Source organism: Psychrobacter sp. ANT206, from assembly GCF_056880555.1.
Genome location: NZ_CP096271.1, coordinates 1,101,782 through 1,127,101 on the forward strand (window position 1 = coordinate 1,101,782; position 25,320 = coordinate 1,127,101).

The 25,320-nt window shown below is 42.5% G+C and carries 22 protein-coding genes, 1 tRNA gene and 1 pseudogene; 7 read left to right on the forward strand and 17 right to left on the reverse strand.

All coding sequences use genetic code 11. The features are described from left to right. Window positions 1–19: 19 nt before the first annotated feature. On the reverse strand, window positions 20–919 hold the full coding sequence (locus M0221_RS04715; protein ID WP_483284517.1) for an SMP-30/gluconolactonase/LRE family protein: 900 nt from the start codon (window positions 917–919) through the stop codon (window positions 20–22). A gap of 51 nt (window positions 920–970) precedes the next feature. Next, window positions 971–2,134 carry an iron-containing alcohol dehydrogenase gene (locus M0221_RS04720; RefSeq protein ID WP_483284518.1) on the reverse strand — a complete coding sequence of 388 codons (1,164 nt, stop codon included), beginning with the start codon at window positions 2,132–2,134 and terminating at the stop codon, window positions 971–973. A 400-nt stretch (window positions 2,135–2,534) separates the two neighbouring features. Here M0221_RS04720 and rluF point away from each other — a divergent pair, with 400 nt between their 5' ends. Then, window positions 2,535–3,521: a 23S rRNA pseudouridine(2604) synthase RluF gene (gene rluF / locus M0221_RS04725; RefSeq protein ID WP_483284519.1), complete on the forward strand. Its 987-nt coding sequence runs from the start codon at window positions 2,535–2,537 to the stop codon at window positions 3,519–3,521. A gap of 87 nt (window positions 3,522–3,608) precedes the next feature. Beyond that, entirely contained in the window at window positions 3,609–4,052 is a 444-nt protein-coding gene (locus M0221_RS04730) for an SRPBCC family protein (RefSeq protein ID WP_483284520.1), read from the forward strand. Between the two features lie 88 nt (window positions 4,053–4,140). Here M0221_RS04730 and M0221_RS04735 read toward each other — a convergent pair whose 3' ends face one another. After that, on the reverse strand, window positions 4,141–4,464 hold the full coding sequence (locus M0221_RS04735; protein ID WP_483284521.1) for a DUF1244 domain-containing protein: 324 nt from the start codon (window positions 4,462–4,464) through the stop codon (window positions 4,141–4,143). Between the two features lie 141 nt (window positions 4,465–4,605). Continuing rightward, window positions 4,606–4,767 (reverse strand): hypothetical protein, encoded by a 162-nt coding sequence (locus M0221_RS04740; RefSeq protein ID WP_483284522.1) that lies wholly within the window; start codon window positions 4,765–4,767, stop codon window positions 4,606–4,608. A gap of 220 nt (window positions 4,768–4,987) precedes the next feature. Here M0221_RS04740 and M0221_RS04745 point away from each other — a divergent pair. Further along, a pseudogene (locus M0221_RS04745) lies at window positions 4,988–6,039 on the forward strand (TRAP transporter substrate-binding protein). Between the two features lie 119 nt (window positions 6,040–6,158). On the opposite strand, the gene M0221_RS04750 reads toward M0221_RS04745, so the two are convergent. After that, window positions 6,159–6,233, reverse strand: a tRNA-Gly gene (locus M0221_RS04750). A gap of 252 nt (window positions 6,234–6,485) precedes the next feature. On the opposite strand from M0221_RS04750, the gene M0221_RS04755 reads away from it, so the two are divergent. From M0221_RS04755 to M0221_RS04765, 3 genes are all read left to right on the forward strand, one after another. Beyond that, entirely contained in the window at window positions 6,486–8,156 is a 1,671-nt protein-coding gene (locus M0221_RS04755) for an alpha-keto acid decarboxylase family protein (RefSeq protein WP_263240243.1), read from the forward strand. 194 nt (window positions 8,157–8,350) lie between these two features. After that, entirely contained in the window at window positions 8,351–8,686 is a 336-nt protein-coding gene (locus tag M0221_RS04760; protein ID WP_483284523.1) for a GlpM family protein, read from the forward strand. A 214-nt stretch (window positions 8,687–8,900) separates the two neighbouring features. Then, entirely contained in the window at window positions 8,901–10,691 is a 1,791-nt protein-coding gene (locus M0221_RS04765; protein WP_483284524.1) for a potassium/proton antiporter, read from the forward strand. Between the two features lie 113 nt (window positions 10,692–10,804). On the opposite strand, the gene M0221_RS04770 is transcribed toward M0221_RS04765, so the two are convergent. Beyond that, window positions 10,805–11,338 (reverse strand): DUF2058 domain-containing protein, encoded by a 534-nt coding sequence (locus tag M0221_RS04770; RefSeq protein ID WP_483284525.1) that lies wholly within the window; start codon window positions 11,336–11,338, stop codon window positions 10,805–10,807. A gap of 188 nt (window positions 11,339–11,526) precedes the next feature. After that, window positions 11,527–12,222: a haloacid dehalogenase type II gene (locus M0221_RS04775; RefSeq protein ID WP_483284526.1), complete on the reverse strand. Its 696-nt coding sequence runs from the start codon at window positions 12,220–12,222 to the stop codon at window positions 11,527–11,529. 326 nt (window positions 12,223–12,548) lie between these two features. On the opposite strand from M0221_RS04775, the gene M0221_RS04780 reads away from it, so the two are divergent. Then, window positions 12,549–13,157: a TetR/AcrR family transcriptional regulator gene (locus tag M0221_RS04780; RefSeq protein WP_483284527.1), complete on the forward strand. Its 609-nt coding sequence runs from the start codon at window positions 12,549–12,551 to the stop codon at window positions 13,155–13,157. A gap of 216 nt (window positions 13,158–13,373) precedes the next feature. Here the strand turns inward: M0221_RS04780 and M0221_RS04785 are convergent, their stop codons facing one another. From M0221_RS04785 to bhcC, 10 genes are all read right to left on the reverse strand, one after another. Further along, window positions 13,374–14,027 (reverse strand): DsbA family oxidoreductase, encoded by a 654-nt coding sequence (locus tag M0221_RS04785; RefSeq protein WP_483284528.1) that lies wholly within the window; start codon window positions 14,025–14,027, stop codon window positions 13,374–13,376. A gap of 153 nt (window positions 14,028–14,180) precedes the next feature. After that, window positions 14,181–14,735 carry a carboxymuconolactone decarboxylase family protein gene (locus M0221_RS04790; protein WP_483284529.1) on the reverse strand — a complete coding sequence of 185 codons (555 nt, stop codon included), beginning with the start codon at window positions 14,733–14,735 and terminating at the stop codon, window positions 14,181–14,183. Between the two features lie 274 nt (window positions 14,736–15,009). Continuing rightward, the gene (locus tag M0221_RS04795) at window positions 15,010–15,828 is read right to left on the reverse strand and encodes a sterol desaturase family protein (RefSeq protein ID WP_483284530.1); all 819 of its coding nucleotides are present in this window, start codon (window positions 15,826–15,828) and stop codon (window positions 15,010–15,012) included. Next, window positions 15,818–16,477, reverse strand: a complete 660-nt coding sequence (locus M0221_RS04800; protein ID WP_483284531.1) for a CDP-alcohol phosphatidyltransferase family protein — start codon at window positions 16,475–16,477, stop codon at window positions 15,818–15,820. Before M0221_RS04800 ends, M0221_RS04795 begins: the two co-directional genes overlap by 11 nt. A gap of 133 nt (window positions 16,478–16,610) precedes the next feature. Further along, window positions 16,611–17,237 carry an ATP-binding cassette domain-containing protein gene (locus tag M0221_RS04805; protein ID WP_020443196.1) on the reverse strand — a complete coding sequence of 209 codons (627 nt, stop codon included), beginning with the start codon at window positions 17,235–17,237 and terminating at the stop codon, window positions 16,611–16,613. A 113-nt stretch (window positions 17,238–17,350) separates the two neighbouring features. Next, entirely contained in the window at window positions 17,351–19,177 is a 1,827-nt protein-coding gene (locus M0221_RS04810; RefSeq protein ID WP_483284532.1) for an ABC transporter permease, read from the reverse strand. Continuing rightward, window positions 19,174–20,481 carry an ABC transporter substrate-binding protein gene (locus M0221_RS04815; RefSeq protein ID WP_483284533.1) on the reverse strand — a complete coding sequence of 436 codons (1,308 nt, stop codon included), beginning with the start codon at window positions 20,479–20,481 and terminating at the stop codon, window positions 19,174–19,176. Before M0221_RS04815 ends, M0221_RS04810 begins: the two co-directional genes overlap by 4 nt. A 3-nt stretch (window positions 20,482–20,484) precedes the next feature. Next, complete coding sequence (locus M0221_RS04820; RefSeq protein ID WP_483284534.1) at window positions 20,485–22,653, reverse strand: FAD-dependent oxidoreductase; 2,169 nt, start codon at window positions 22,651–22,653, stop codon at window positions 20,485–20,487. A gap of 348 nt (window positions 22,654–23,001) precedes the next feature. After that, window positions 23,002–24,003: an iminosuccinate reductase BhcD gene (bhcD, locus tag M0221_RS04825; protein ID WP_483284535.1), complete on the reverse strand. Its 1,002-nt coding sequence runs from the start codon at window positions 24,001–24,003 to the stop codon at window positions 23,002–23,004. Between the two features lie 145 nt (window positions 24,004–24,148). After that, window positions 24,149–25,303 carry a 3-hydroxy-D-aspartate aldolase BhcC gene (gene bhcC / locus M0221_RS04830; protein WP_483284536.1) on the reverse strand — a complete coding sequence of 385 codons (1,155 nt, stop codon included), beginning with the start codon at window positions 25,301–25,303 and terminating at the stop codon, window positions 24,149–24,151. Window positions 25,304–25,320 lie beyond the last annotated feature (17 nt).

Here is a 25,320-nt window from a genome sequence, read left to right on the forward strand (position 1 = left end):
TTAGTTGCGTATTCTTAAACTAAGGCGTACCAGCATGACCCACTTTAACTGGTGTAGATAGCATACGCCCTTTAGTTTCAGCAGTGCGTGACGCTTCATTCCAGTCAGGTGCTGCACACATAAAAAATGTTTTGCCATCTTGTCCGCCAAGAGCAACCGCAAAAATGCCGTCAGGTGCCGTATCAACGGTTTCTAAGATTTCGCCCCCTTCTTTAATACGAACAGTACGTTGGTTCAAGGTATCTGCAATCCAAACAGCGCCCTCGCTATCTAAGGCAAGACCATCAGGTAAGATGCTGGCGCTTTCTATACGTACTCCTAAATTTGGCTCGTCTCCTAACTCTCCAAAGTTAGCAAAATCACGTTTTTCTCCCAGAGTGCCGTCTTCCTCAATATCGAACTGTGAGACTTTATTGCCAAATAGCTCATTAACGATTAATGTCTTTTCATCCGCAGAAATGACCATGCCATTTGGAAAGGCCAAACCTTCTGCCACAACCTGAGAGGTACCATCAGGTCTCACCAATACAAGACCAGTGTGTTTATGATCAGCACCACCCATCAGGTCAAAACCGAAGTTTCCAACATAAGCGTTGCCATTAGGCGCAACGACCATATCGTTAGCATGCCCCTCACAATGCTTCCAGATATCAGCGTGAACAACTAATTCGCCATTGTCCTCTAAACGTAACACTTTACGATCTTTCATAGAGACAACGAGCATACGGCCGTCAGGAAGCCAGCCTAAGCCAGATGGCTGCTGTTCTACATGTACAATCTTTTCTGTAACGCCTTCATCATTAACACGATAAACGCCTTTGGTATAAAAATCGACAAACCATAAAGCGTTTTTATACCAACGCGGTCCTTCTAGGTAGTGAAAATCATCAACCACCACGTCTAACTCATATTTTGACATAACTATCTTCCTTGATTTATAGACAAAATTATTTAAGAAATTTGCTGCTTATTAGAGTATTTCTTGGTAGATCATTTTTACTTCCTCTAAAGACATATCCATTGGATTGGTTTCAATGAGACGAGCATAGGTATTAATGACCATATCAGCTAACGCGGGGATATCCTGTGCCGTTATGTCTAGCTCATTTAAGCGATACTTTAGACCACTTGTTTTCAAGAAGTCTTTTAGTTGATTAATAAATTGATGGGCAGCCTTTAGGTCAGTCATGCCCGAAGTTTCGATAGGCATTACCGCACGAGCGAGTTCTGCATAAAGAGGGGCTGCTACTGGTAAGTTGAAAGTAAATACACTGCACATCACGAGCGCATTAGCATGTCCATGCGGTATATGGAAGTTAATGCTAAGTGGGTAGGAGAGTCCATGTACAGCTGCTACGGAAGCATTGACAAAAGCGATACCAGCTAGCGTTGAACCCAATAACATATCAGCACGAGCATCAATATCATCGCCGTGATAGAGCACTGTATAAAAGTTACTCCATAGCATTTGCAAACCTTTAACAGCCAACGCATCTGAAATGGGGTTCTTTTTGGTGCGACTCGTATAAGCCTCGATGCAGTGAACCATCGCATCTAGGGCAGTGGCAGCAGTAATATGGCGAGGAAGCTTGAGAGTTAGCGTCGCATCTAAAATCGCGACATCAGGTAGGATTTTAGGCGTATATATGGCTTTCTTGCTGCCATCCTTTGCTGTGATTACAGATACGAAAGTAGCCTCTGCGCCAGTACCTGCAGTGGTGGGGATCGCAAACAACGGCATTTTTTTAAAACCACTAATATCTGCCTCTAAGAGCTCATTAACCGACTGAAAGTCATTGGAATATAGCGCGACAATTTTCGCGGTATCGATAGGGCTGCCGCCTCCTAAACCGATGACCAGATTACACTGGTTCGCTCTGGCAAGTTCAATAGCTTGTTCGACGACTTCAATAGGGGGATCAGCAACAACCCTGTCGAAAATAACAACATTAATACCAGCCTGCTCTAAAGACTCTTGTGCGATATCGACGTATCCCAGCTCAGAAATGCCAGCGTCTGTAATAATAATGGCAGATGTCGCGTCGTACTGTTTTGCTAAACCCCCTAGCTTCTGGCGCATACTGTCAGCTTCGCTAACGATGTGTCCATTAGTATAAAACTCCATCCCTGTCATTCTATTCTTCCTTGTGTAGATGAGCGATTATTTTTGTCTATTTATAGCCTTTAGATAAATCGCGTGTATAAAGTCTTTAGTATTAACTCAATCACGCTACAGTGTATATCTATTAATTGGCACTTTTTGTAAGAATATTTCTTTATTAAAAGCATTAAATTCTATCAAGATATTACTCACTATTCCTCTAGCTTTTTGAACCTTTGACATCATTAATAAGCTTTATCGAAGCTATCGCAATCTATAGGACTCTGGATATATTTCTAGGTTTCTTCCCATCTCTACTGAAATGGGCACTGAATTTCCTATATAATACGAGCCATCTCGTTGTTGATGATCCATTCAATTTAGGCTTTTTTCTGAACAAGAAAGGCTTTTTATTAGGTAAAAACGGTGCTTTATGTTTAACGCTTCCTCGACTCGTTTAAATAAATACATCAGTGAAAGCGGTATTTGCTCCAGGCGAGACGCTGACCGCTTTATTGAGCAAGGTAATGTATACCTCAATGGCAAGCGTGCTGCAGTAGGCGCGCAAGTAGTTGCTGGAGATACGGTGAAAGTCAACGGGCAGCTCATTGAGCCGAAAGAAGCTGATGACTTTGTTTTTATTGTCTTGAATAAGCCAGTCGGCATTGTGAGCACCACGGAAAGCTCCGAGAAAAACAACATTGTTGATTTTGTGAGACATAGCGTACGTATTTTCCCGATTGGCCGTTTGGATAAAGACTCTCAAGGTTTGATCTTTTTAACCAGTAATGGCGATCTGGTGAACAAGGTATTGCGTGCTGGTAATAACCATGAAAAAGAGTATTTGGTGACGGTGAATAAGCCGTTAACGGATAGTGTTATCGAGGGTTTAGCCGGTGGCGTGCCAATGCTTGGGAAGATGACGAAAAAATGCCCAGTGACTAAAGTAGCGCCCAACGTGTTTAACATCACGCTAGTTCAAGGTCTGAATCGTCAAATTCGCCGTATGTGTGAGCATTTTGGCTATGAAGTAGTCAAGCTTGAGCGTACGCGGATTATGAATGTAAGTCTCAAGGGTACGCCCGTTGGAGACTGGCGAGACCTGACGCCAAAAGAGTTGTCTGTTTTGCTTAAGTCTGTAGAAGATTCTTCTTCGCAAGACAGTAAACCGGCTAAGAAATCTCGTAATGCACCACGAAAAAATCCTCGTACTGATGACTCGTCAAAAGCAAAGTCGTCTTCAAAAACAGCGGGTGCGGCAAAGGGAAATAAAAAACACTCCAAGGATGGTGCCAGAAAACCAGCGGGTTCTAAAGGTAGAGATGGGCGTCCTGCTGGTCGTGGTAAGCCGTCAGGGGGTAATGGTAAGCCTGCTGCAAATGGAAAACGCCCTTCAAAAGGTCGTGGTTCTTCGCGATAGTAAGTTTTCACAGTGCAACTGCTTTATTCATGTTTTAAATGTCAGTAAGCTAAATAATTTTAACTTTGACCTTAATAGGATAATATTATGTTTAAAATAAAAGTAGAACGCATTGTCAAAAAACCGATTGATGAGGTATTTGAGGCACTGAGTGACCATGCCAGTTATGGCTCATTTAAAGCGGTAGGTTTAGCTAAGTTGGTGAATGAAGGTGACGAGGAGCGCAATGGCGTTGGGACTTTACGTAGCATTAAAACGGGACCTGTTAAGTTTTGGGAGCGAATTACGGCGTTTGAGCGTCCTACTCATATGCAATACCAAATCGAAAAAGCTAAACCTATAAAAATGCAACATGATAAAGGCGTTATTGATTTAAAAGACTTGGGCGATGGCACCACACACGTGACTTGGGTATCTGAGGGTCGATTGACGGTACCACTGCCATTAATCGGTCGCCTATTTGACCGTCAAATGCAGAAACAAGGAACCATAGGGTTTAGTAGCATACTAAAATCTATAGAAAGCCGCTAATCTAGCGGCAATGTTTGGTTTTGTCGTATCTTTTATGGGTTGCTCTGAGTGTCGATTATGGCGTTCGGGCAACTATTGTTACTCTTAATCAGTTTTTTCCTTTATCAATCTCATTCTTAGCAGCTTCAATCTCGTTAAAACGCGCTAACTGCTCTGGCGTTACTTTTTGTTGATACTTTTCTTTCCACTCAGCATAAGGCATACCATAAACAAGCTCGCGTGCATCTTCGTATTCTATTTCAATACCACGCTCTTCACCAGCCGCTTTATACCATTTGGATAAGCAGTTACGACAAAAGTCGGCAAGATTCATCAGTTCGATATTTTGCACATCTTTACGCTCGTCTAAATGAGCCAATAAGCGACGAAATGCCGCTGCTTCTAATTCAATGTTTGATTCTAATTTTGCCATAAAATTTTTCCTAATGGTTAGTGGGTCATTTCAAAACTGAAATGATACTAACGATATAAATATTGCGCAACCTATGTCGTTCTATATTAAAAAAGGTATACAAGAAAACTTGGCAAACTCGTTATAGTAGGGTTTACCAGCTTAAAATATTTTATATCCTAATATTAAACAACGCTTCATTCCTATCTGCTCTTTGGTCAATCCTGAGCTAAGTTTCTTCTTTGAATTCATGAATATTTTTTTTGTAGTCTCTGTCTGCGCAGGCACGGCAAGTAAGAAATTTTTTTGCCAGTCACGCATCATAATGTCATGTACCCATTTTACTTAGTATCGACTATATCATCACTTCTAGATAATCGTCGTTAAATGATTTGACTGTTATCATTTTAGCTGTTAATTTTAAGTAGCGTTTTGAATGTTAAGCAGTTTTAATTTAAAGTGCTTGTATCTATTGAGGCAGATTAATTAAGTCTTAATATCAATCAAATGTTAAAAAAATAATCACTATCAAAAGGAATTGATAATGAAATTAGCGCCTTTTTTTTCGATAGGTGCACTAGCCGCTATTAGCCTTTTTGGTTGTTCTGGGCAATCTGATAACAGTAGCGAAGTTGCCTCAAATCAAGAAGTTACCGTTCTACGTTTCTCCCATTTTTATCCCGCTACTGCTGATGTAATAAAGAAATCTTTGAGCCATGGGCCAAAAAAATTGGAGAAGATTCCAATGGTCGTCTTAAGGTTGAGGTATATCCATCGGCAACACTCAGTAAAGCAGATACCGCTTATGAATCCACAGTAAAGGGAACGATTGACATCGGTTCTCAAGTACAGGGTTATATTAGTGGCCGCTTTCCACTGACTCAGATTGCAGAGCTTCCCGGTTTGTCTAATTCATCAACACAGACAGTTTGTATGCTGCAAACCCTTTATGAAAATGGCACTATATCTAGCGAATATGAAGATTCACATCTCCTTTTTATGTTCGCTACCGGCCCTGGTACATTACATAGTGCTGATAAGCTTATTCGAACTCCCGAAGATATGAAAGGGATGCGTATCCGCAGGCCATCTGCTGTAGCAGGTGATATTATCGAAAGTATGGGTGCCTCTCCTGTGGGTTTACCTGCCAATGATATATATACATCTCTACAGCGCGGTGTGGTTGATGGATTGAGCTTTCCATGGGAGGCGATCACAACTTTCAAGCTTGATGAGTTAACCAAATATCATACCAATATCCCATTTTATAGTTCTGCTCTGATGATGACTATGAATAAAGATAAATATGAAAGTTTGCCTGATAATTTAAAAAAGGTCATTGATGATAACTCAGGTATGGCTCTTACTAAGAAAGTTGGTGAGATGTGGGATAGAACTGATTTATTAGGTTTGCAAGCTGCTAAAGATAGAGGTGATGAGATCATTGATATTCCAGATCCACTTAATGATCCAGATTGGAAAGGACCTCTGCTAAAAGGAACACAAAAATACTTAGACGATGTAAGCGCATTAGGACTTGATGCTGGAAGTGTCTATGAAAAAGCAAAAGCTGCTAGTGTGGCCTGTAAGGTCTAATTTATTAGAAGTTTCTAGGGTGTGTCATCAAATCTTCTATAAACCCCAAAAATTGGACAAAAAAAAGCCTCACTTCCTATTTAAGGAGTGAGGCTTTTAGTGCTTTTTCAAGCCATATTTGGAGCGGGAAAAGAGATTCGAACTCTCGACCCCAACCTTGGCAAGGTTATGCTCTACCACTGAGCTATTCCCGCTAATTATCAATTAACTATCGTCAGTTGATGATGGCGTATTATACGCAGTTTTTTGAGCGTGTCAACAGCTAGTATGAAAAAAAGCAAAAGATAGTAAATTGGCATATTATCGCATCGTCTATCTATGTTATAACAGATTGTTATAATCTATATTCCAAAAGCTTTGCTTTCTATAAATAGGCTGGAATGCAGTTTTATAATTACTTTTATCATATTTATGATTAATAAACATAACACTTAAGGATAAGTAGTATGAGTCAACAATATACCATCGCTGATTATTTGTTTGATCGTGTCGCAGAAGCAGGTGCGTCAGAGGTATTTGGCGTACCTGGTGATTTTAATCTAACGTTTTTAGATAATGTACTTGCCTCAGATAAATTACGCTGGGTAGGTAATACCAATGAGTTGAATGCTGGTTACGCAGCAGATGGCTATGCGCGTGAGCGTGGGTTTGCGGCGATGGTGACGACCTTTGGAGTGGGTGAGCTGTCCGCTATCAATGCCACCGCAGGCTCGTTTGCTGAGTATGCACCAGTGCTTCATATCGTAGGCGCGCCAAGTACAGCATTACAAGATTCAAAGCGTCGCATCCATCACTCACTTGGTGATGGCGTGTTCAATCATTTTATTAAAATGGTAGAACCGGTTACGGTAGCACGGGCGCAAATTACGCCTGAAAATGCTGCTTCAGAGATTGACCGCGTGATTCGCTTGATTCTCAAAAAGCATCGCCCAGGCTATTTATTACTATCACCAGATGTAGCAAAAACGCCAATTTATCCGCCAACGACCAAACTTATCGATAGTGAGGAAGACATTACTAGCCAAGCGGCGTTAGCAGACTTTAAACAAGCGCTGATAGAATTTTTACCCAATAAAACCACGACGCTCATGGCAGATTTGATGGTGCATCGTTTGGGTCTGCAAAATCAGCTTAAGGCTTTGATTGCCGATACTGACATTCCTTATACGACGTTATCGTGGGGCAAAACTTTGCTTGATGAAAATAGTGAGCGTTGGGCAGGCACCTATGCAGGTGTGGCATCGCGTCCTGTGGTTAAGGATATGGTCGAAAACTGTGAGTGTTTGATAAAAATTGGTGTGCAATATACTGATACTACTACTGCAGGTTTTAGCCAAGATATTGATGAAAACGTGGTGGTTGACCTGCATTATGAGCGTGCGAGTATCGCAGGCAAAAACTTTGCGCCCATTGCCCTAAAAGATGCTCTAAAAACACTACATGAGGTAATGACTTCAGATATTAATATTGTACCGAAGCAGTTCTGTGAAGAGGTAAAGCCGCATGAGCAACATGGCAAGGATGATGAGGCTATCCGTCAAGATGATTTATGGCATATCATTGCCGATGCGCTCGATGATAAAAACTTGGTGTTTTCAGAACAAGGTACTGCCTATTTTGGTATCAGTGATGTGCGTCTGCCAGAAGGCGTGACGTCTTATGGTCAGCCGATGTGGGGTTCTATTGGTTATACTTTGCCTGCGAGTTTAGGTGGTGCCATTGCTTCACCGCATAAGCGTAGTATTTTACTCATTGGTGATGGTTCTGCTTTATTAACCATTCAAGAAATTGCGGTAATGATTCAAGAACGCATCAACCCGGTGATTGTATTGATTAACAATGATGGCTATACCGTTGAGCGCGCGATTCATGGTGAAAACCAGTACTATAACGACATTCCTAAATGTGACTGGCAGTTGATGCCAAAAGCGTTTGGTGCCAATGATGATAATAGTCTGCTACTAAAAGCAGAGACAGCAGGCGAGTTAAAAGATGCTCTCAAGCAAGCGGCGGCTGCAAAAGACAAGCTGGTTATGTTGGAGGTTATCGCTGGCAAGCATGATATCCCGCCACTATTAGCCGATATCAGTGCCGCGCTTAAGCCAAAAAATGATTAATTAGTTAGCAAATAGCATCAACAATTATCAGTCATAGCCCCATTTAGCAGCATTGCTAGATGGGGTTTTTTTGAGCCTTTTTATGGTGTAAGTCAATTAAGCTGTTGTTCCTCTTATATCGCTTTGCAGACTTTAGTATCATGGTGGATTGGGCTATGTTCAGCCCTTAGCATTCAACAGGAGATGATCCCGTCGTGATTTGGTTAAAAATGCTTATTGGCGCTCTAATGGTACTGGCGATTCAATTATTCGCGCAAACCAGATTTTTCTATTTGGCTGCACTTGCCCCACTTTTCCCCACTTTTACGTTGATTAGTCACTTTATTGTAGGGACAGAGCGTAGCCCTGCTGATTTAAGGGTCGCATTGATATTTAGTATGCTTGGTGTCATTCCGCACCTTATTTATACCTTTGTGGTGTTTTTTAGCATCAGCTATATCAGCTTATATAAGGCACTTTTATTGGGCACTATCGCTTGGACAGTGGCAGCGGCTATTTTAGTGCTGACATGGCAATACATTCATGCTTAGTAGTCACTAAACAAGCAGCTTAAACGATGCAAGAGAGCTGTTTATCAACTGAACATATAGGCTAAGGTGACTATTTCTAAAGATAATTTTTATAGATTCCGTTGTAGATGTTATGCTTAAGGACGATTTTATCGTGTTACCTGCAACAAACTCATAACCAGACTATATCGATAACTCCATTCGTCATCACTGATAAAATAGGGCTTAAAAAAAGATGGATACCTTAAATATCCTATACCTTGTAGGGGCATTGTTAATTTTCGCCAGTATCATGGCAAGCACGTTATCAGCACGTTTGGGCATTCCTTTATTACTGCTGTTTTTAATGGTAGGAATGCTGGCTGGTGAAGAGGGTATCTTAGGTATCGAGTTTTCCCAATATGCTATTGCTAATTTTGTTGGGCAAGCCGCTTTAGCTTGTATCTTGCTAGATGGTGGTCTACGTACCTCTTTTAAGTCCTTTCGCGTTGGTCTTAAGCCTGCCGTTACACTCGCTACTTGGGGTGTCCTCGCTACTGTCATGATACTGGGCGTATTCGTGACTTGGCTACTCGATGTCGATTGGCGTTTTGGTCTATTGATGGCGGCGATCGTTGGTTCAACTGATGCAGCAGCGGTCTTTTCATTGCTGCGTAATGGCGGCGTCAAGCTTAACGATCGTGTACAAGCTACATTGGAGCTAGAATCAGGCGCCAACGATCCGTTGGCTATTTTGCTGGTGACAGGATTGATTGCTTTAAATGTCGATCCCGCTGGGCAAACAGTACTGGGCTTCTTAGGGTTGCTATTACAGCAGCTTAGCTTCGGTTTGGGCATGGGTTTGTTGTTTGGTTATTTATTGGCAAGACTATTACCCAAAATACACTTGGCAGAAGGTATGTATGCCATTTTGATCATGTCTGCTGGCTTGGCAGTCTTTGCCGCGACCAATCTTATTGGCGGTAGTGGGTTTTTGGCAATTTACCTCACTGGTGTGCTGATTGGCAATCACAAGGTACGCTCAACCGAGCATGTCATGCGGGTGATGGATAGCTTTGCTTGGTTATCACAAGCGGTGCTTTTTGTGGTGCTAGGTTTACTCGTGACGCCATCGAACGTTATCGATGTTTGGTATTATTCAGTGGCGATTGCCGCCTTTATGATTTTAGTTGCTCGTCCTATTGCAGTTTATACTAGCGTTAAACCTTTTAAATTCAAAGACAGAGAAATTGGTTTTATCTCTTGGGTTGGCTTACGCGGGGCAGTCCCTATTACCCTTGCGATATTGCCAGTTATGGCAGGCATAGATGGTGCCTTTATGCTATTCGATATTGCTTTTGGTGTGGTGGTGTTGTCTTTGATTTTGCAAGGCACGACCATTCCTATTATGGCAAATTTGTTTAAAGTACGTATTCCGAATAATAAAGACCCAGAAGAAGAACATGAAGTTTGGGTATCTGATAAAGCGAGCATTACCTTATATGAATTTGAAGTAAAGTCTGGTGCATTTGCGATTGACCGTCATCCGATGGGCATCTCTAACCGTGTCAGCCCTGATGAGATTAGTATCTTTGCTTTGGTACGTCGGCAACACATTGTGATGGTCGAAGAAACGACCAAGCTCAAATGTGGGGATAGAGTCTGGTATGCGATGAGAGGTAATCATGCCAGTCAAATTGCCAAGATTTTCAATGATACGACACTCGATCGTAAAGCCATTGATGACTTTTATGGCGATTGGTTACTGTCACCCAGTGTGAAGCTTGGAGATTTGCCTTTTTTTACCGATATCATGGCGTCTGAGTCTCTTGTAGATAAGCTAAAGGCAAAACCTGAAAATACTTCAAAAATTATGTGGGAGCAGACGGTCGCTGAGTATGTCATAGACAATTTGGATATGAAGCCAGTATCAGGCGATACGGTTGCTATCAGTGATGAGTGGTCATTAGTCATCAAAGAAGTGGACGATAAAGGAAAGCTGAGAACGATTGGTTTAAAGCACTTGGAGTTTGCTAAGGCGATTTGATTTTTTGCTATAGTGACTTCAATATTAGAACGATACAGCGGGACTGGGATGACTATTGACAAGCGTTATTGATAATCAATAGCGCTTGTCAATAGTATTATCTACAGCAGTGATTACCACATCAAGTCATCTGGAATCACATAGGCGGCGTACGGATCGTCTTCTGCCAGCTCATCTTCTGCAGTATCGTTTGATACCACCATAAAGCCTGTCATCTTTGAATCGATACGATCGGCAAGTGGGCGCGGTAGTAGGGCATAGCTGTCATCTAAACGGGCGATGACCACGTGACCTGCTACAATTTGATCATATAGCTTTTGAGTGATAGAGATTTTTTTGACTTTGGCATCGTCGACAAACTGATAGCTAATGTCGCCGTTTGTCTCAGTCAGTTGATGCTGCTTAATCATTTGAATGATATTGGCTTTTAGCATCTTTTCTTCTAAGATGCGCTGCTTTTCTTGATTGAGCTTTTGGTCTTTTTCTAGCTTCTTAGCTTGAGCATCTGCCAAAGCTTTTTTAGCTTCGATATTCGATGCATCGCCAGTGCGCTTAGCGTGCTGCGTCTGTTTACTTATTTTGTTGGCTTTCTTACTATCAACCAAGCCTGCTTTTAGAAGTTGAGCCTGTAGGGCGTTTTTTGCCATATCTGCATTACCTAAATGAAACTAACTAAGTGAAATGATCTAAATTGTCATCAGTCATGGTAACAAATTCTGCCAAGAGATGTCATCAAATACGGCAATCCCAACGTTTTTTATTGGAAACACCGTCTGTCAGATAATTGAGTCACATACCTTTTTAGAATAATTGCTGTAGATTGTTGTCCATTCACCTAAGAGCTTTGATGATTAATAATGTGTTCAGCAAGGATGATGAGGTCTGAAGCGATAAAGTCGGGTTTTGGTACATTGGGTGCCGAAAGTAGCGCGTTATAAGGTCGAGTGATAAAAGCCCCTTGGCAGCCAGCAGCTTGAGCACCGATAACATCCCAGAGGTGACAGGCGACAAGACATAGCTCTGAGGTCTCAACGGACAGCTCGCGAGCGACCATCTGATATGTCGCCGGTGCAGGTTTAAATTGGCTGACGTTTGCAACACTAAAATTCCGCTCAAAGAATTCACTCAGTCCTGCTTTTTCAAGCGGTGTCGGAGAAGCGCTAGGTGCTGAGTTGGTCAAAGTCACCAATCTAAATCCTGCATCACGTAGTTTGGTCAAAGCAGGGATAGCATCAGGGTGAGCTGGCATCTGACTCATACGCTGCTTAAATTCCTGTACATCTTCTTCGGTTAGCGTAACGGCATGAATATCTGCGGTCATTTGTAAAGCACCGACGCCAAGCTCGCCAAAAGGTGTGTAAAGACCAGATAAAGTCATGGTTTGCGAATAAAGTACCAATTGCGCGAACCACTCTCTGAGTCTGTTATTATCCCCAAATAAACGCGTGAATAAGGGCGTGAGCGTATCGATATCGAGTAAGGTTTCGTTGACATCGAATACGATCATCGGAGCTGAGTAGATATAGGACATAAAAGTTCCTTTTGCAATCAAAGTAAGCCTTACTATAGCTAATCCACTTTTAAAAGGGTACAGAGCTACTGGGGTTAATTATTCGCAGCCTCTGTCTGCGTAGGCACAGCAAGCAAGAAAAAGTAACCCCAGTAGTACCTTATAACATTTGCATTTCTTTTATTTAGGACCGGCTATAGTGAGGTTTGATAATATAATAAAGACATTCGGCAAACTTACTTTAGCTGGACTTGAGTAATCATTCAAGATAAAATTGAGTAGTCACTCAAATTGTATAACCATGTTTACTTTATTGTCTAAAATCATGGGACAAAAATTGGAATATTATGTCACGTACCACACTATATAATCGTCATGAAGCATTAGAGCGGGCCATACAGCTGTTTTGGCAAAAAGGCTTTCATGCAACCTCTTTAAAGGATATCGAGCAAGCGCTTGATATGCGACCGGGCAGTATTTATGCCGCTTTTGGTAATAAAGACGGATTGTTTCAAGAAGCGCTTGATTACTATGCGCAGGCAGGGCTAAAGGAGCTTGAGCGTACATTAGCCAGCTATGAATCCCCTTTATTAGGATTGGCAGCTTACATGCGTCAGCTTGGCGGTATCCGCGAAAAAAATCTGCCCAGTCGGGCATGTATGTTGGTCAAAAGCTTACTTGAGCTTGGTGCCCGTGAACAGTTAGCGCTAGAGAAAGTTGAAAAATTACTAGCCGGTATGGAGGCGCGTTTTGCCGCATGTTTTGTGGAGGCGCAGCAGCTAGGAGAGTTGGATAACACGCTCGATCCACTAAGATTGGCCCGTCGATTACAAGCCGAGGTTATGGGGCTGCGTGCTTTTGCTCAGCGCGATGTTGACAGTGCAGCGGTTCATGCGCTTGCAGAGGATATGGCGTATTCTATAGAAAGCTTGCGCAATAATGAGTCTGTTGGTTAAATCGATGGCTAGTGGGCAAGCTTAGTTTAAATACTGAGTCTGCATAAGCGTACGTTCGCTAGTATGATGGTCATTTAAGCTAAAAATCGAACATGAGTATGGATATTAACGGTCATTTGTATAATAGCAGGTGTAAAAAAAGGCTACTTGAAAGATTAAGTAGCCTTTTTAGTTTTAAATTTTGCAGTGTGTTTTTATTATGAATTAGAGATACATCTATTGTGGCATGTCTGCTAATTGCTGCAAAATACTTTTGAAATTCTCAACCCCTTGAGCACCGCTAACCAGATGCTTTTGGTTAAAGATAACAGAAGGTACGCTTTGAATACCTTGCTGCCTCCACTGTTGCTGAGCACGGCGGACGTCTTCAGCAAAGCGCTCGCCTGCTAATACCGCTAGCGCCTCACTACGATCTAAACCAATCTCTGCTACGATATCGGCTAAGACTTCTTTGTTAGAAATATCTCTAGCGTGAGTAAAGTGAGCCGCGAACAAGGCTTGCTTTAAATCATGCGCGTACCCTTGCTGATCGGCCCAGTGCAGTAGTTGATGCATAGCAAAGGTATTATAAGTGCGACTCCCTTCAGTAAAGTTAAACGCAAAGCCTACCTCACGACCAGCCTCAGTCATTCTAGCGCGGCTAGCATCAGATTCTTCTCGACTTGAGCCGTATTTCTTAGCGATATGCTCACGATAGTTTCGTCCTTCGCTTGGTGTATCAGGATTAAGCTCAAACGGATGCCAGTGAATCTCGTGCGGAGTGTTGGTTTGTTTTAATGCCTCGGCTAGTTGACTATTGCCGATAGCGCACCAAGGGCAGACCACGTCCGACACGATATCTATTCGTAATGGTTTTTTTAAATTACTCATAGTGGCTCCTTATTGTATGCTTAGATAAATGGTCTTCTTATATACTGTACTTACTTGTATATGATGTTTTCTTATAGGCATAATATAAAAGGCTATCCTAAATAAAATAATCTAGAATAGCCCTTCGTATTTTACACAATCAGTCAGCTTTAATTAGACAGCCTTATGCCATTCAAATTTTTGAAAAGGCTTATCGATTGGCGTATTAGCCAGATGGTTGGTGTAGTTACTCATTACTTTCTGTGCTGTTGCTAATACTACTTCTAGCACTTGACGCTTAGTGAAACCTGCATCTAAAAAAGCTTGTACTTCAGCGTCGTCAACATTACCACGACCACGTACTACAGATAGCGTAAAGTTACGCAATGCTTCTAGTTTTGCAGTTGGTAGTGGTGTCTCATTACGTAATGCATCAGTGATTGCGTCATCCACTTTCATGCTTTTTGCGATACCAGTATGAGCTGGTACACAGTAATGACATTCATGCTCGACGTTGATGGTTTGCCATACTACCGTGGTCTCTTCGTCATCAAAGCTGCTGTCTAAGAACAGTTGATGTAGACGTTGGTAGCCTTCAAGCAATCCAGGCGCTTCAGCCATTACGGCATGTAAGTTTGGAACCATACCAAATGCATTGATTGAGACATCAAGTAGTGCTGTGCTTTCTGCTGGCGCGCTTTGTTTGTCATGTAATGTAAAGTCAGTCATATATAATTCCTATTTGGTATTAGTAACAGTATTAAAATTTTATTCAATCATTCAGGTTGAAAAATAAAGATAATATGTGATTAAAGTTAGAGCTCGTTATCGTAAAGGTATCACCTTCTACTTGATAACTGACACCACTATAAATGATTTTGAGCAATCACTCAAATATAAATTGAATGATTGCTCAAATATTTGTAACGCTGATTAACAATTAAAGGTTTGGCTAGTAATTAATAGTCTATATTACCCGCTTAGTGATGGTTAGATGCTGCATCTACTTTTGATTGGATTGATTTTTAGAGGGTTTATTTTTAAAAGGCATGAGCAACAACACCCATAGTGAGGCATTTTGCTTGGCATCGGGATACTCTTTTAAACCAATATCTAATGCTTGATCAGGTTTTGATCCTTGGCTTTTATAACTACCAAAAAGCCAATCCCACCAAGTCACACTAAAACCATAATTGGAGTTGGTCTCACTGGCCCGTTGGCTGTGATGAATGCGATGTAAGACTTGTGTGACTAGAATCATGCGTAAAGGCTTCTCAATCACTGGTGGCAGACGAATATTGGCATGATTAAACATAGCCAATCCATTTAAGGCAATCTCGAATATAAGTACCACGATAGCAGGGACACCAAGCACACTAATGACAACGAGCTTAAGCAATATGCTTAAGACAATTTCGATAGGATGAAATCTAAGCCCGGTGCTGGCATCGATATGCGAATCAGCGTGATGGACACGGTGCAAGCGCCAGAGAAGCGGCACTCGATGAAACAAGCGATGTTGCCAGTAGATAACCATATCAAGCAACAATAAGCTTAAAATAATAGCCGCGATATTCGGTATCTCAACTAGATTAAATAAACCGATACCGTTTTTTTGATTATAAATGGCGACCGTTGTCAGCCCAATGGGCACTGCCAAACGGGCAACAAAAGAAGAGGCAAATACTAGCCCAAGGTTGGCAAACCAACGCTTGCTACTCTTAATCGGTGATTGCCGTGCGGGATGCCTATGCTCAATGAGCATCATAATGACCAATATGCTAAAGAAAAAGCCCAAACGCCACCACATCTCATTCGCCATTATTGACCTCCTTAATGGGCTTATGTATATCGGTTTCGAGCCGTTTAAGCGTATGATAACCGCCATATATACGAGTCATAATAGTAACCGCACACGCCGCTGCAAAAATACTAGCTAATACCACAAAGTGCTGTGGCCAAATACAAAAGGCGATAAACAAAACAATGGTTTCAGTACCCTCAGTGAGACCATTTAGATAATAGAAGCTCTTATATTTAAATTGTGGCTTATCTAATTGAAATTTTTCAGCTGCAATAGCAAAGGCCAAAAAGCTAGAGCCAGTGCCAATAAAGGCGGCTAATAACAATGCGCCTACAATAGCGTTTTGCTCGGGATTAACCAATACAAAGCCGAGTGGCACCGCTGCATAGAATAAAAAATCTAGGGTAATGTCTAAATAGCCGCCCGCACTTGAGCTTTGCTCAGCATAACGTGCCAGTGCACCATCTAATCCATCAAAAACACGGTTCAATATAATAGCAATTAGTGCTGCATTCCACAGCTCAAAAGCAATCAATGGCAACGCCAACATACCAATGAGAAAACCAGTGACAGTCAACTGATCTGCGGTAACACCGCCCTTATAAAATAGCACGACCAATGGCTCTAATAGAGGCTTGATGATGGGTGTAATAAACTTATCGAGCATATTTCTGCCTTTTGTATCGTCATTCTTTTAGAAGCAAGCAGTCGAACCTTTTATACTGGTTTCTAAGTATTATTTATCAAGCTTTTTATTTTATCAAAAGCTAAAGGCTGTTTATCAGGCAAACGCTTTCTTATCAAAGGCGAATTATTTTGCCATTTGCCGCTTCAGCATCGCTATGGTCGTGGGTAACCATGATGGTAGGTAACTTATGCTGACGGATTTGACGGAATACCAATTGCTGGGTTTCCACTCTAAGCTGACTATCAAGTTTGCTAAAAGGTTCATCCAACAATATCGCCTTAGGCTGGCTCAATAGAGTACGCAGCAGTGCAACGCGTGCTTGCTGACCCCCAGACAAACTATCGGGATGTCGATTTTCCATACCTGCCAAACCGACTTGCTCAAGTGCGTCTGCTATTTGCTCAAAGCGCTGCTTTTTATTGCCTTTAGGCATTGCAAAGGCAATATTTCCTGCAACCGATAAATGCGAGAATAACAGCGCATCTTGATATAAAACGCCAATATGCCGTAAATGCGCGGGTAGGTGACTGATGTTTTGACCATGTAGCCAAACCTCACCCGTGGCACTCAAGCCGCTCGGCAAGGTGCCGGTCATCCAATTTAACAAACTTGACTTGCCACTACCAGATGGACCCATGATGGTAAGAATGTCACCACCTTCAATCTGTTCATCTAACTGAAGGAGCAATTTATCTTCTCGAAAGAGCTGTAGATTTTTTATCTCTAAAGATGATTGCATTAAAGCGCCTTTATGTAGTCAATTAAAAATATAGCCAGTTAAAAAAATCTTCAATTCAAAATAAAAAAGACACAGATAAATGAAGTTTAAAAAAATTTTTATGATTGAACATTCTAACGCACGCCACTTCTAAAGAAATACTTCGGTAGCAGCCATGCCACCATAAAGCCAATCAGTGGTAACCCCATTTGTATAATGGCATATACGGCGCTGGTACGGCGGCTGGCACCATTAGCAAGCGTCACCGCTTCGGTCGTAATGGTAGCAATACGTCCACCGCCCGTGAGTAACGTTGGCAGATATTGTCCAAAGCTCACCGCAAGTCCTAGTGCTATTGCGATAAGTAGGGGTGCAAATAACTGCGGTAACTTAACTTGTAAGAATACTCTCATAGGTGGCGCGCCAAGACTGGCTGCTACAGTGGCAAAGCGCTTATCTAAACGTCTATAACTGCTAGCAAGGGACAAGAATACATAAGGCAGTACAAATAAGACGTGGGTAAAAGCGACGTTAAAAAATGCCGCTTGGTTATGGATAAGTTGCTGTAACCACACCAAGCCAAATAAGAAAGCAATGCTTGGCACCAGAAGTGGCAGGTAAATAATCAAGCTGGTAAAATTCGAGATGGGTTTACTACTTAACTGCTCTGCCTCTAAGCACAATAAAGTGATGCCAATAGCAAAAAGCGTTGAGACAATACCAAGGGTGATCGTGTTAAATAATGGCGTGCTTATTTGCATCAAGGCACTTTGAAAGTGTGACAGTACGAGCTGCTCTGGCAAGGCGGCAGGGAAACGCCAATAGCCAGCTAAAGACCACATCAGCAGACCAATGAGCGAGAGGGCGATAAACCCTATGATGAATACTGTGGCGCTTGCAGTGAGTTTCTGCCAAATAACATCCTTATACTGGCGTTTTCCATTAACCAATGCGTCACTGCATAGTGCTTTGACCATACGCTCACCGCCCAGCCATAATGCAATTAAGCTGCCTGTCAGTAGTAGCTGTAATATTGCCCCAGCCGAGGCTTTGATACGTAAGTTCAAATCAACATCATTGAACCACTGCATGATAGTGACAGCAAGCGTGGGTGGGGTATTGGGTCCTAAAATTAATGGCATCTCAACACTGGCACTGGCGTAAGCGAGGACTGCCAATATAGGCAAACGCAAGAAGGGGTACAAAATAGGAAATACTGCTTTAAAAAAGGCAGTGATGGGATAATAGCCTAAGTTTAGCGCAACTTGATATTGTTGGCGTAGCTTTTTGCCAAGCTCAGGCTGTGCGAATACGCCAAGTGCCATTAACAATAGAAAAGGCAGCTCTTTGAGTACTAGACCTAAGATGATACTAATGCCATAAGGGTCATGCGGTAGTATCCCCTGTGGTGCCAGCTCCCAACCACTGAGCCATGGCGATATCATTCGTGCAATCATGCCAGAGGGTGCAATCAAAAACCCAACGGCAATCGCCGCTGCGGCATGCGGGATCACTAAAATAGGGCTAAGCAAACGTTCAATACGTGTGAGCCAAGGACTATTAAAAAACGTCGCCAATATCATAATCGCTATGACAAAGGCGAGTAGGGTGCTGAGAAATCCGGTCGCCACACTGAGCGCAACCATTTGCTTAAGCCCCAGTGTTTGACCCAGCGCTTTAAATCCTTGTAGACCAAATGTCGTTGTTTCTAGAGCAGGCACCCAGCCAAACGCTGGCAGGATGACGCTTATCAAACCTCCTAATACAGGAAGAATAAGGAGTATTAATAAAAGACTGGGGCTTAGGGTCACTAAACGCGTAAAAAGGTCGGTTTTATAAGTTGCGGCTATTTGATTGCTTAAATTAGAATGAACAATAGCAGTATGGAGAGTGTCAGTATTCACGCCATCAGCATTGCTGTTATCAGTGTCAGCCTTGTTTTTCTCGATAGGTTTTTTCATTCGCTAACCCCGTAACGCGCTTGCCAACCTTGCATAATGGCGTCAACCCAGCTGGGGTGTGGTTCACTGACGGTTCGTTTAATGGCATCAAAAGGTAGGGCGCTTGCATGCGGTTTATTGGCTTTAAAGAGTGCTTGCTGCTCGGCGCTCAGTGTCGATTGAACCAGCACGGTTTTATCTCCCCAGACAGCTGGGTTTTGTTTATGTGCCTGTGCTTCTGGGCTCAATAAAAAGTTCGCCACCAATTGTGCTGCGGCTGCATGGCTTGCATTATAAGGGATAGCAACGAAATGAGTATTACTCAAACTGCCATCTGTCATAGCATAGCTGCGAATACTGGACGGCAAGTCATAGCGCTGAACAGCAGCTGGTATTTCGGGACCTGAAAAGGTAAAAGCCAAGCTGAGCTCAGTATCATCTACCAAACGGCGCATTTGTGCGCCGCTTTGCAGGAATTGCTCACCTTTTCGCCATAGCCTGGGATGTAGCTCATCCAAAAAATCCCACAGCGGATTGAGTATCAAATCTTTGTTTTGTGCATCTACCGGCTGGTTAAGCTCTGCTCTGAGAGTGGTTCTATTCTTACTATCATTTTGCTCATGCAGCATGACCAAAGCATACTTCAAAAAACTCATACCCAAAAAATCAGGCGGCTTTGGGTAGCCAAAACGTCCGGGGTTCTGCTGTGCCCACATCTTTAATTGCTGCAAGGTAGCAGGCGGCTTATCTATCGCTAAGTTATCATAATAAAAGGTCAATGACGCCTGTCCCCATGGCGATTCCATACCATTAGTAGGTATGCCAAAGTCAAGAGTGACAGAGGGATTGTTATCAGGATCAGTCAGAGCAAAGTTCGGCAAAGTAGGTGCCCAGTCCTTTAATAGTAATTTATTCTCACTCATAGCGGCAAAGTTCGCCCCATTGATCCAAATTAAATCAACGCTACCTTTTTTATTATTATTGGCAGATTTTTCTGCAAGGACACGGCTGACAGCTTCACTGGTGTCGCTTAATTTGACATGAACCAAGTTGATATTATATTTTTTATCGACCGCTTTTGCAGTCCACTGAATATAGGCATTAATTTGCGGATCCCCGCCCCAAGTATGAAAGTAAACGTCCTGATTTTCACCAGCTCGTACCGTCTGCTGCCACTGCAAGGTACTTTTATTATCTATAGCAGTGGGAGTCGAAGCGGTACTTGCAGAGATGCCAGCACAGACACTAAGCACTATGATAAAGGCGCTATAGCGGCGCAGTTTTTTTGGTATCATCGAAGCTGCGGGCAAGCTAGGAGGTTGCATGAATTAACCTCGACGCCAAGTATGATACTTCTCAAGCAACTGTAGCGCTTTTTTAGGCGCATGATTGCGTTTCCATTCGCCAGCTGCATACTTATTGCCTTCCGCCCATGTTGGATAGATATGAATGGTACCCAGTATTTTATTCAGCCCTAGATTGTGTTTCATGGCCAGTACAAACTCAGCCATCAAGTCGCCGGCATGTTCAGCGACGATAGTCACACCCAATATCTTATCTTTGCCCTTTGGGGTAATGACCTTGATAAAGCCATGATTGGCGCTTTCGGTTACCGCCCGATCTAAGTCTTTAAAGTCATAACGTGTGATTTCAAAGTCGATACCTTTATCAATCGCTTCTTGCTCATTTAAGCCCACTCGTGCTACTTCTGGGTCAATAAAAGTCGTCCACGGAATCACCCGATAATCTACTTTGAATTTTTTAAGATGACCAAATAAGCCATTGACCGCAGCGTACCATGCTTGATGGGAAGCTACATGAGTAAATTGATAAGGACCTACGACATCACCTGCTGCATAGATATTGGGGTAAAGCGTTTCGAGATACTCATCTGTACTGATGGTGCGCTCAGTATCGATGCCTAAGGTGTCAAGCCCGTAGCCTTCTAGGCGCGCACTACGACCGACTGCACAAATCAACTCATCATACTCAATGGCAGTTTCTTGTTGATCATCAGTGCTGCCTTTTGGTGCGACGATAATATATTTTTTGCCATCACGAGTTTCACAGCGAATTGCTTGCTGTGAGGTTAGGATAGTAACGCCACTCTCAGTCAGTGATTCTTGCGCAAATACAGAAACGTCGACATCTTCTTTTTTCATCAGCCGCGTGCCTCTTTCGATTTGGGTCACAGCAGAACCTAAACGAGCAAAGGCTTGTGCCAGCTCACAGCCAATGGGTCCGCCGCCAAGTACGACCAGCTTGCTCGGCGCTTTATCAAGTTTTGCAAATTTATCCCAAAGAGTATCGCTTGTCACATAACCTGTCTCCTCTAAACCCGGTAGGTCTGGGACAAAGGGGCGTGCGCCCGTCGCGATAACGATAGAGCGAGCAGTTAATGTCTGAGTACCGCCATCATTGAGGGCAATCTCAACCGTCCATGGATCAATGAGTTTTGCATAGCCTTTTAATACCTCGACACCCAAATCTGTATAACGCTCAACACTGTCATTTGGAGCAATATCAGCAATGACTTTATGAATGCGAGCCATGATGTTCTTGAATGCAAAATCCGGTTGGGTATTGTTGAGTCCGTAACGCTCGCCATGGCGTATCTGCTCAACCACTTTTGCGCTTTTTATCAGCGCTTTACTGGGGACGCAGCCATAGTTTAAGCAGTCGCCGCCCATCTCACCTGCTTCAATCAATGTGACTTTTGCTTTGACGGTCGCAGCAATATAGCTGGTAACAAGTCCGCCAGCACCAGCACCAATCACAATCATATTACGGTCGAATTTTTTTGGTTTATTATAGTTCTTATAGACACGGCGTTTTTTTAGTATCGTTAATATGCCTTTCGCTATTAGCGGAAATAATCCTAATAATGCAAATGAAGCCAGAAGATTAAAAGACAAAATGCCAGATAACTGCTCGATTTGTGCCAATTGCGTACCGGCATTCACAAATACAAAGGTGCCGGCAAGCATACCGATTTGGCTGACCCAATAAAAGGTCCGTGCTTTGATAGCAGTCAGACCCATTAATAAGTTGATAAGGAAAAAGGGGAATATTGGCACCAGACGTAGCGTAAATAAGTAAAATCCGCCTTCTTTTTTTACCCCAGCATCGATAGAGGCAAGACGGTCAGGAAAACGCTGTTTGATGGTATCGCGCAATAAATAGCGCGAAGTCAAAAAGGCCAATGTAGCACCGATACTGGAGGCAAATGAGGCGACCAATACCCCTTGTACTAAACCAAATAAAGCACCCGCTGCCAAAGTTAAAATAGCGGCGCCGGGTAAAGATAATGCCGTGACTAAGATGTAGACCAAAAAAAAGCCGCCGATGACTAACCATGGCGACTGTGTTTTGTATTGCTCAAACTGATCCATCGAGCCTTTTAAGCCCTCAAGTGTTAATAATTCATTGAGGTCAAAATAAAAAAAGCCAATGACGCCAATCAAGACCGCGAATATCAAAACTATTTTTTTAATCATGGATTATCCAGATAAATAATATAAAACATCATGTAATAAAGAATCACTTAGTAAAGAATAACGCTGTATTCCTACTATAAGCTAGTTTTTCATATAGTTATGTTATAAATGACAGTTCAAAATTTAGTCATAGATATACGTAAAATATGACATTTATCCATTGTAATCGTTATTGAGCGATTGTTCAAATATAATATTGTGGATGGCTTGAGACAAATTTTAAAGTGATATAGAAGAAGGTAGTGATAGTTGGCCTCTGCTTATATCAGTATTATAAAAAACCGCCAAATACACTCATTATTTGGCGGTTCTAAAATACAATAGCTAATGTCCTAATTGCGACGAGAGTTATAAAGAGATATGCTGAGCTTCACCTTTTTCAAAAGCAAGCTTAGCGGCAGCAGAGGCTACTGCTAAATCTTGTAAACCAACACCTGTACCATCAAACAAGGTAATTTCATCATCTGAGCTGCGACCTGGGTGATCCCCATTAATAACATCACCAAGCGTGGTAATATCACTCTCTTTAATAGCACCAGATTTAATCGCATGCTGGGCTTCACCAAGACTGATTGATTGTGCGACTTCATCGGTAAATACGGTGGCAGACGCTAAAAGGTCAGCATCAACTTCTTGCTTACCAACGGTATCGGTACCCATACAGGCGATATGTGTGCCCGGTTTGATCCACGCTTTCATCAATAATGGCTCAAACGCTGAAGTAATGGTAATAATCACATCCGCCTCGCTACATAACTGCTCACGCTCAACGGCTTCAAACGGTACGCCTAATTCTTCAGCGACGGCTTGTAGGTTTTTGAGACGATCTTTATTCTTATTCCAAGCGACTACTTTTTCGAAATTGCGTTGCTCAAGAGCGGCACGCATCTGAAAAGTAGACTGATGGCCGGCGCCGACTATACCAAGTACTTTGCTGTCTTTACGTGCTAGATGGGCGATTGATACTGCTGATGCGGCGGCGGTACGTACGGCAGTTAAATAGTTGCCGCCGACCAGTGCACGCAATTTACCATTATCTGGATTGAATAAGAAAATCGTGGATTGATGATTGGTCAAGCCTTTAGCCGCATTACCTGGCCAGTAGCCACCTGATTTTAGACCTAGTGATTTTCCTGCACGGTCAAAACCTGATTTAAAGCCGTATAACGCATCAGCATAGCCAATGGCTTCGCGGATAACAGGGAAGTTATAGGCGTCCCCTCGTGACATTGACGCAAAAACATTTTCAACGGCGATAAATGCAGAAGGGCGATCAATCACCGATTTGCAAGCGTCTTCTGATACGATCAATAAACCTTCGTCACTATTAACACTATTTGCTTCACTCATTATAAATTCCTTTTTATACTTTTTAATTTGTAATTCTTGAATACTTTAAATAAATAAGGGCTGCTGTAGGCTAAAGCTACAACAGCCCCTTTAAACTAAACGGATAGAATCATACTAATTTAGCTTATAGTTCCTAATACAGTGCTTAGTACATTTTACCACGTGCAGATACTGGCCATACGGTTTCAACTTTACCGTTACGCACACCAATATAGAAATCATGAACGTTACAAGTAGGATCACAATGACCAGGTACCAGTTTTAGTTTTTCATTGATTTCCAGTACGCCATTTGGATCGCTGACTACGCCATGCTCGTCTGAACATTTAACATATTCAACATCGTCACGACCATAGATGAACGGTAGGCCACTATCAACTGACTGAGCTTTTAGACCAGCATCAACGATGGCTTTGTCGGTTTTGGCATGGCTCATCACAGACGTTAGGATAAATAAGGCATTTTCCCACTCGCCAGCATCGATGCGGTTGCCGTCTTCATCTAGAATACGACCGTAATCGGCATCCATAAACGCGTAAGAGCCACACTGTAATTCGTTGAAAACACCTGAATTACTTTCGAAGTAATAACTACCTGTACCGCCACCCGATACAAATTCTGGTTTTAGCCCGATTTCAGTTAATGCATCGATTGCTTCTTGTACTTGATCGATAGCGATTTGTGTTTTCGCTTTGCGATCGCTAAAGCTGTCCATGTGTTGCATCGCACCTTGATAAGCTTGGATACCAGTGAATTTTAGGTTTTCAGCGGCATCAATTGCTTTGGCAATCTCAACAACCGCTTCAGTCGTCGTTACACCACAACGTCCAGCGCCGCAGTCGATTTCGATATAGCAGTTCAGTTCAGTGCCTGCTTTGGTCGCAGCAGCTGATAGCTCAGCGACGTTATCGACATCATCGACACAAACGGTGATGGTTGCACCCAACTTAGGTAGATTCGCTAAACGCTCAATTTTAGCTGGATTACGGACTTGATTTGATACCAACACGTCTTTAATGCCACCACGTACGAATACTTCTGCTTCAGAGACCTTTTGACAGCAAACGCCAATAGCGCCGCCAAGCTCTTCTTGTAAATTTTGTACGTCAACTGATTTGTGCATTTTACCGTGGCTACGGTGACGCATATTATGCGCTTTAGCATAATCGCCCATTTTTTTGACGTTACGCTCAAGGGCGTCAAGATCCAAGATCAAACAAGGGGTTTGAATGTCAGCTTCGTCCATACCAATAGCGGCGGGTACGTTGTAACCTACTTCTAATTCGGCAGTCATTGTCATTTTAATTCTTCCATGTT

Bases quoted from the DNA above. Each gene is read 5' to 3' on its own strand.
- M0221_RS04720 (WP_483284518.1), bottom strand. From the start codon at position 2,134: ATGACAGGGATGGAGTTTTATACTAATGGACACATCGTTAGCGAAGCT.
- M0221_RS04735 (WP_483284521.1), bottom strand. From the start codon at position 4,464: ATGGCAAAATTAGAATCAAACATTGAATTAGAAGCAGCGGCATTTCGT.
- M0221_RS04820 (WP_483284534.1), bottom strand. From the start codon at position 22,653: ATGATTAAAAAAATAGTTTTGATATTCGCGGTCTTGATTGGCGTCATT.
- rluF (WP_483284519.1), top strand. From the start codon at position 2,535: ATGTTTAACGCTTCCTCGACTCGTTTAAATAAATACATCAGTGAAAGC.
- M0221_RS04795 (WP_483284530.1), bottom strand. From the start codon at position 15,828: ATGGCGAATGAGATGTGGTGGCGTTTGGGCTTTTTCTTTAGCATATTG.
- M0221_RS04755 (WP_263240243.1), top strand. From the start codon at position 6,486: ATGAGTCAACAATATACCATCGCTGATTATTTGTTTGATCGTGTCGCA.
- M0221_RS04805 (WP_020443196.1), bottom strand. From the start codon at position 17,237: ATGCAATCATCTTTAGAGATAAAAAATCTACAGCTCTTTCGAGAAGAT.
- M0221_RS04780 (WP_483284527.1), top strand. From the start codon at position 12,549: ATGTCACGTACCACACTATATAATCGTCATGAAGCATTAGAGCGGGCC.
- M0221_RS04715 (WP_483284517.1), bottom strand. From the start codon at position 919: ATGTCAAAATATGAGTTAGACGTGGTGGTTGATGATTTTCACTACCTA.
- M0221_RS04765 (WP_483284524.1), top strand. From the start codon at position 8,901: ATGGATACCTTAAATATCCTATACCTTGTAGGGGCATTGTTAATTTTC.
- M0221_RS04730 (WP_483284520.1), top strand. From the start codon at position 3,609: ATGTTTAAAATAAAAGTAGAACGCATTGTCAAAAAACCGATTGATGAG.
- bhcD (WP_483284535.1), bottom strand. From the start codon at position 24,003: ATGAGTGAAGCAAATAGTGTTAATAGTGACGAAGGTTTATTGATCGTA.
- M0221_RS04810 (WP_483284532.1), bottom strand. From the start codon at position 19,177: ATGAAAAAACCTATCGAGAAAAACAAGGCTGACACTGATAACAGCAAT.
- M0221_RS04785 (WP_483284528.1), bottom strand. From the start codon at position 14,027: ATGAGTAATTTAAAAAAACCATTACGAATAGATATCGTGTCGGACGTG.
- M0221_RS04775 (WP_483284526.1), bottom strand. From the start codon at position 12,222: ATGTCCTATATCTACTCAGCTCCGATGATCGTATTCGATGTCAACGAA.
- bhcC (WP_483284536.1), bottom strand. From the start codon at position 25,303: ATGACAATGACTGCCGAATTAGAAGTAGGTTACAACGTACCCGCCGCT.
- M0221_RS04800 (WP_483284531.1), bottom strand. From the start codon at position 16,477: ATGCTCGATAAGTTTATTACACCCATCATCAAGCCTCTATTAGAGCCA.
- M0221_RS04790 (WP_483284529.1), bottom strand. From the start codon at position 14,735: ATGACTGACTTTACATTACATGACAAACAAAGCGCGCCAGCAGAAAGC.
- M0221_RS04815 (WP_483284533.1), bottom strand. From the start codon at position 20,481: ATGCAACCTCCTAGCTTGCCCGCAGCTTCGATGATACCAAAAAAACTG.
- M0221_RS04740 (WP_483284522.1), bottom strand. From the start codon at position 4,767: ATGATGCGTGACTGGCAAAAAAATTTCTTACTTGCCGTGCCTGCGCAG.
- M0221_RS04770 (WP_483284525.1), bottom strand. From the start codon at position 11,338: ATGGCAAAAAACGCCCTACAGGCTCAACTTCTAAAAGCAGGCTTGGTT.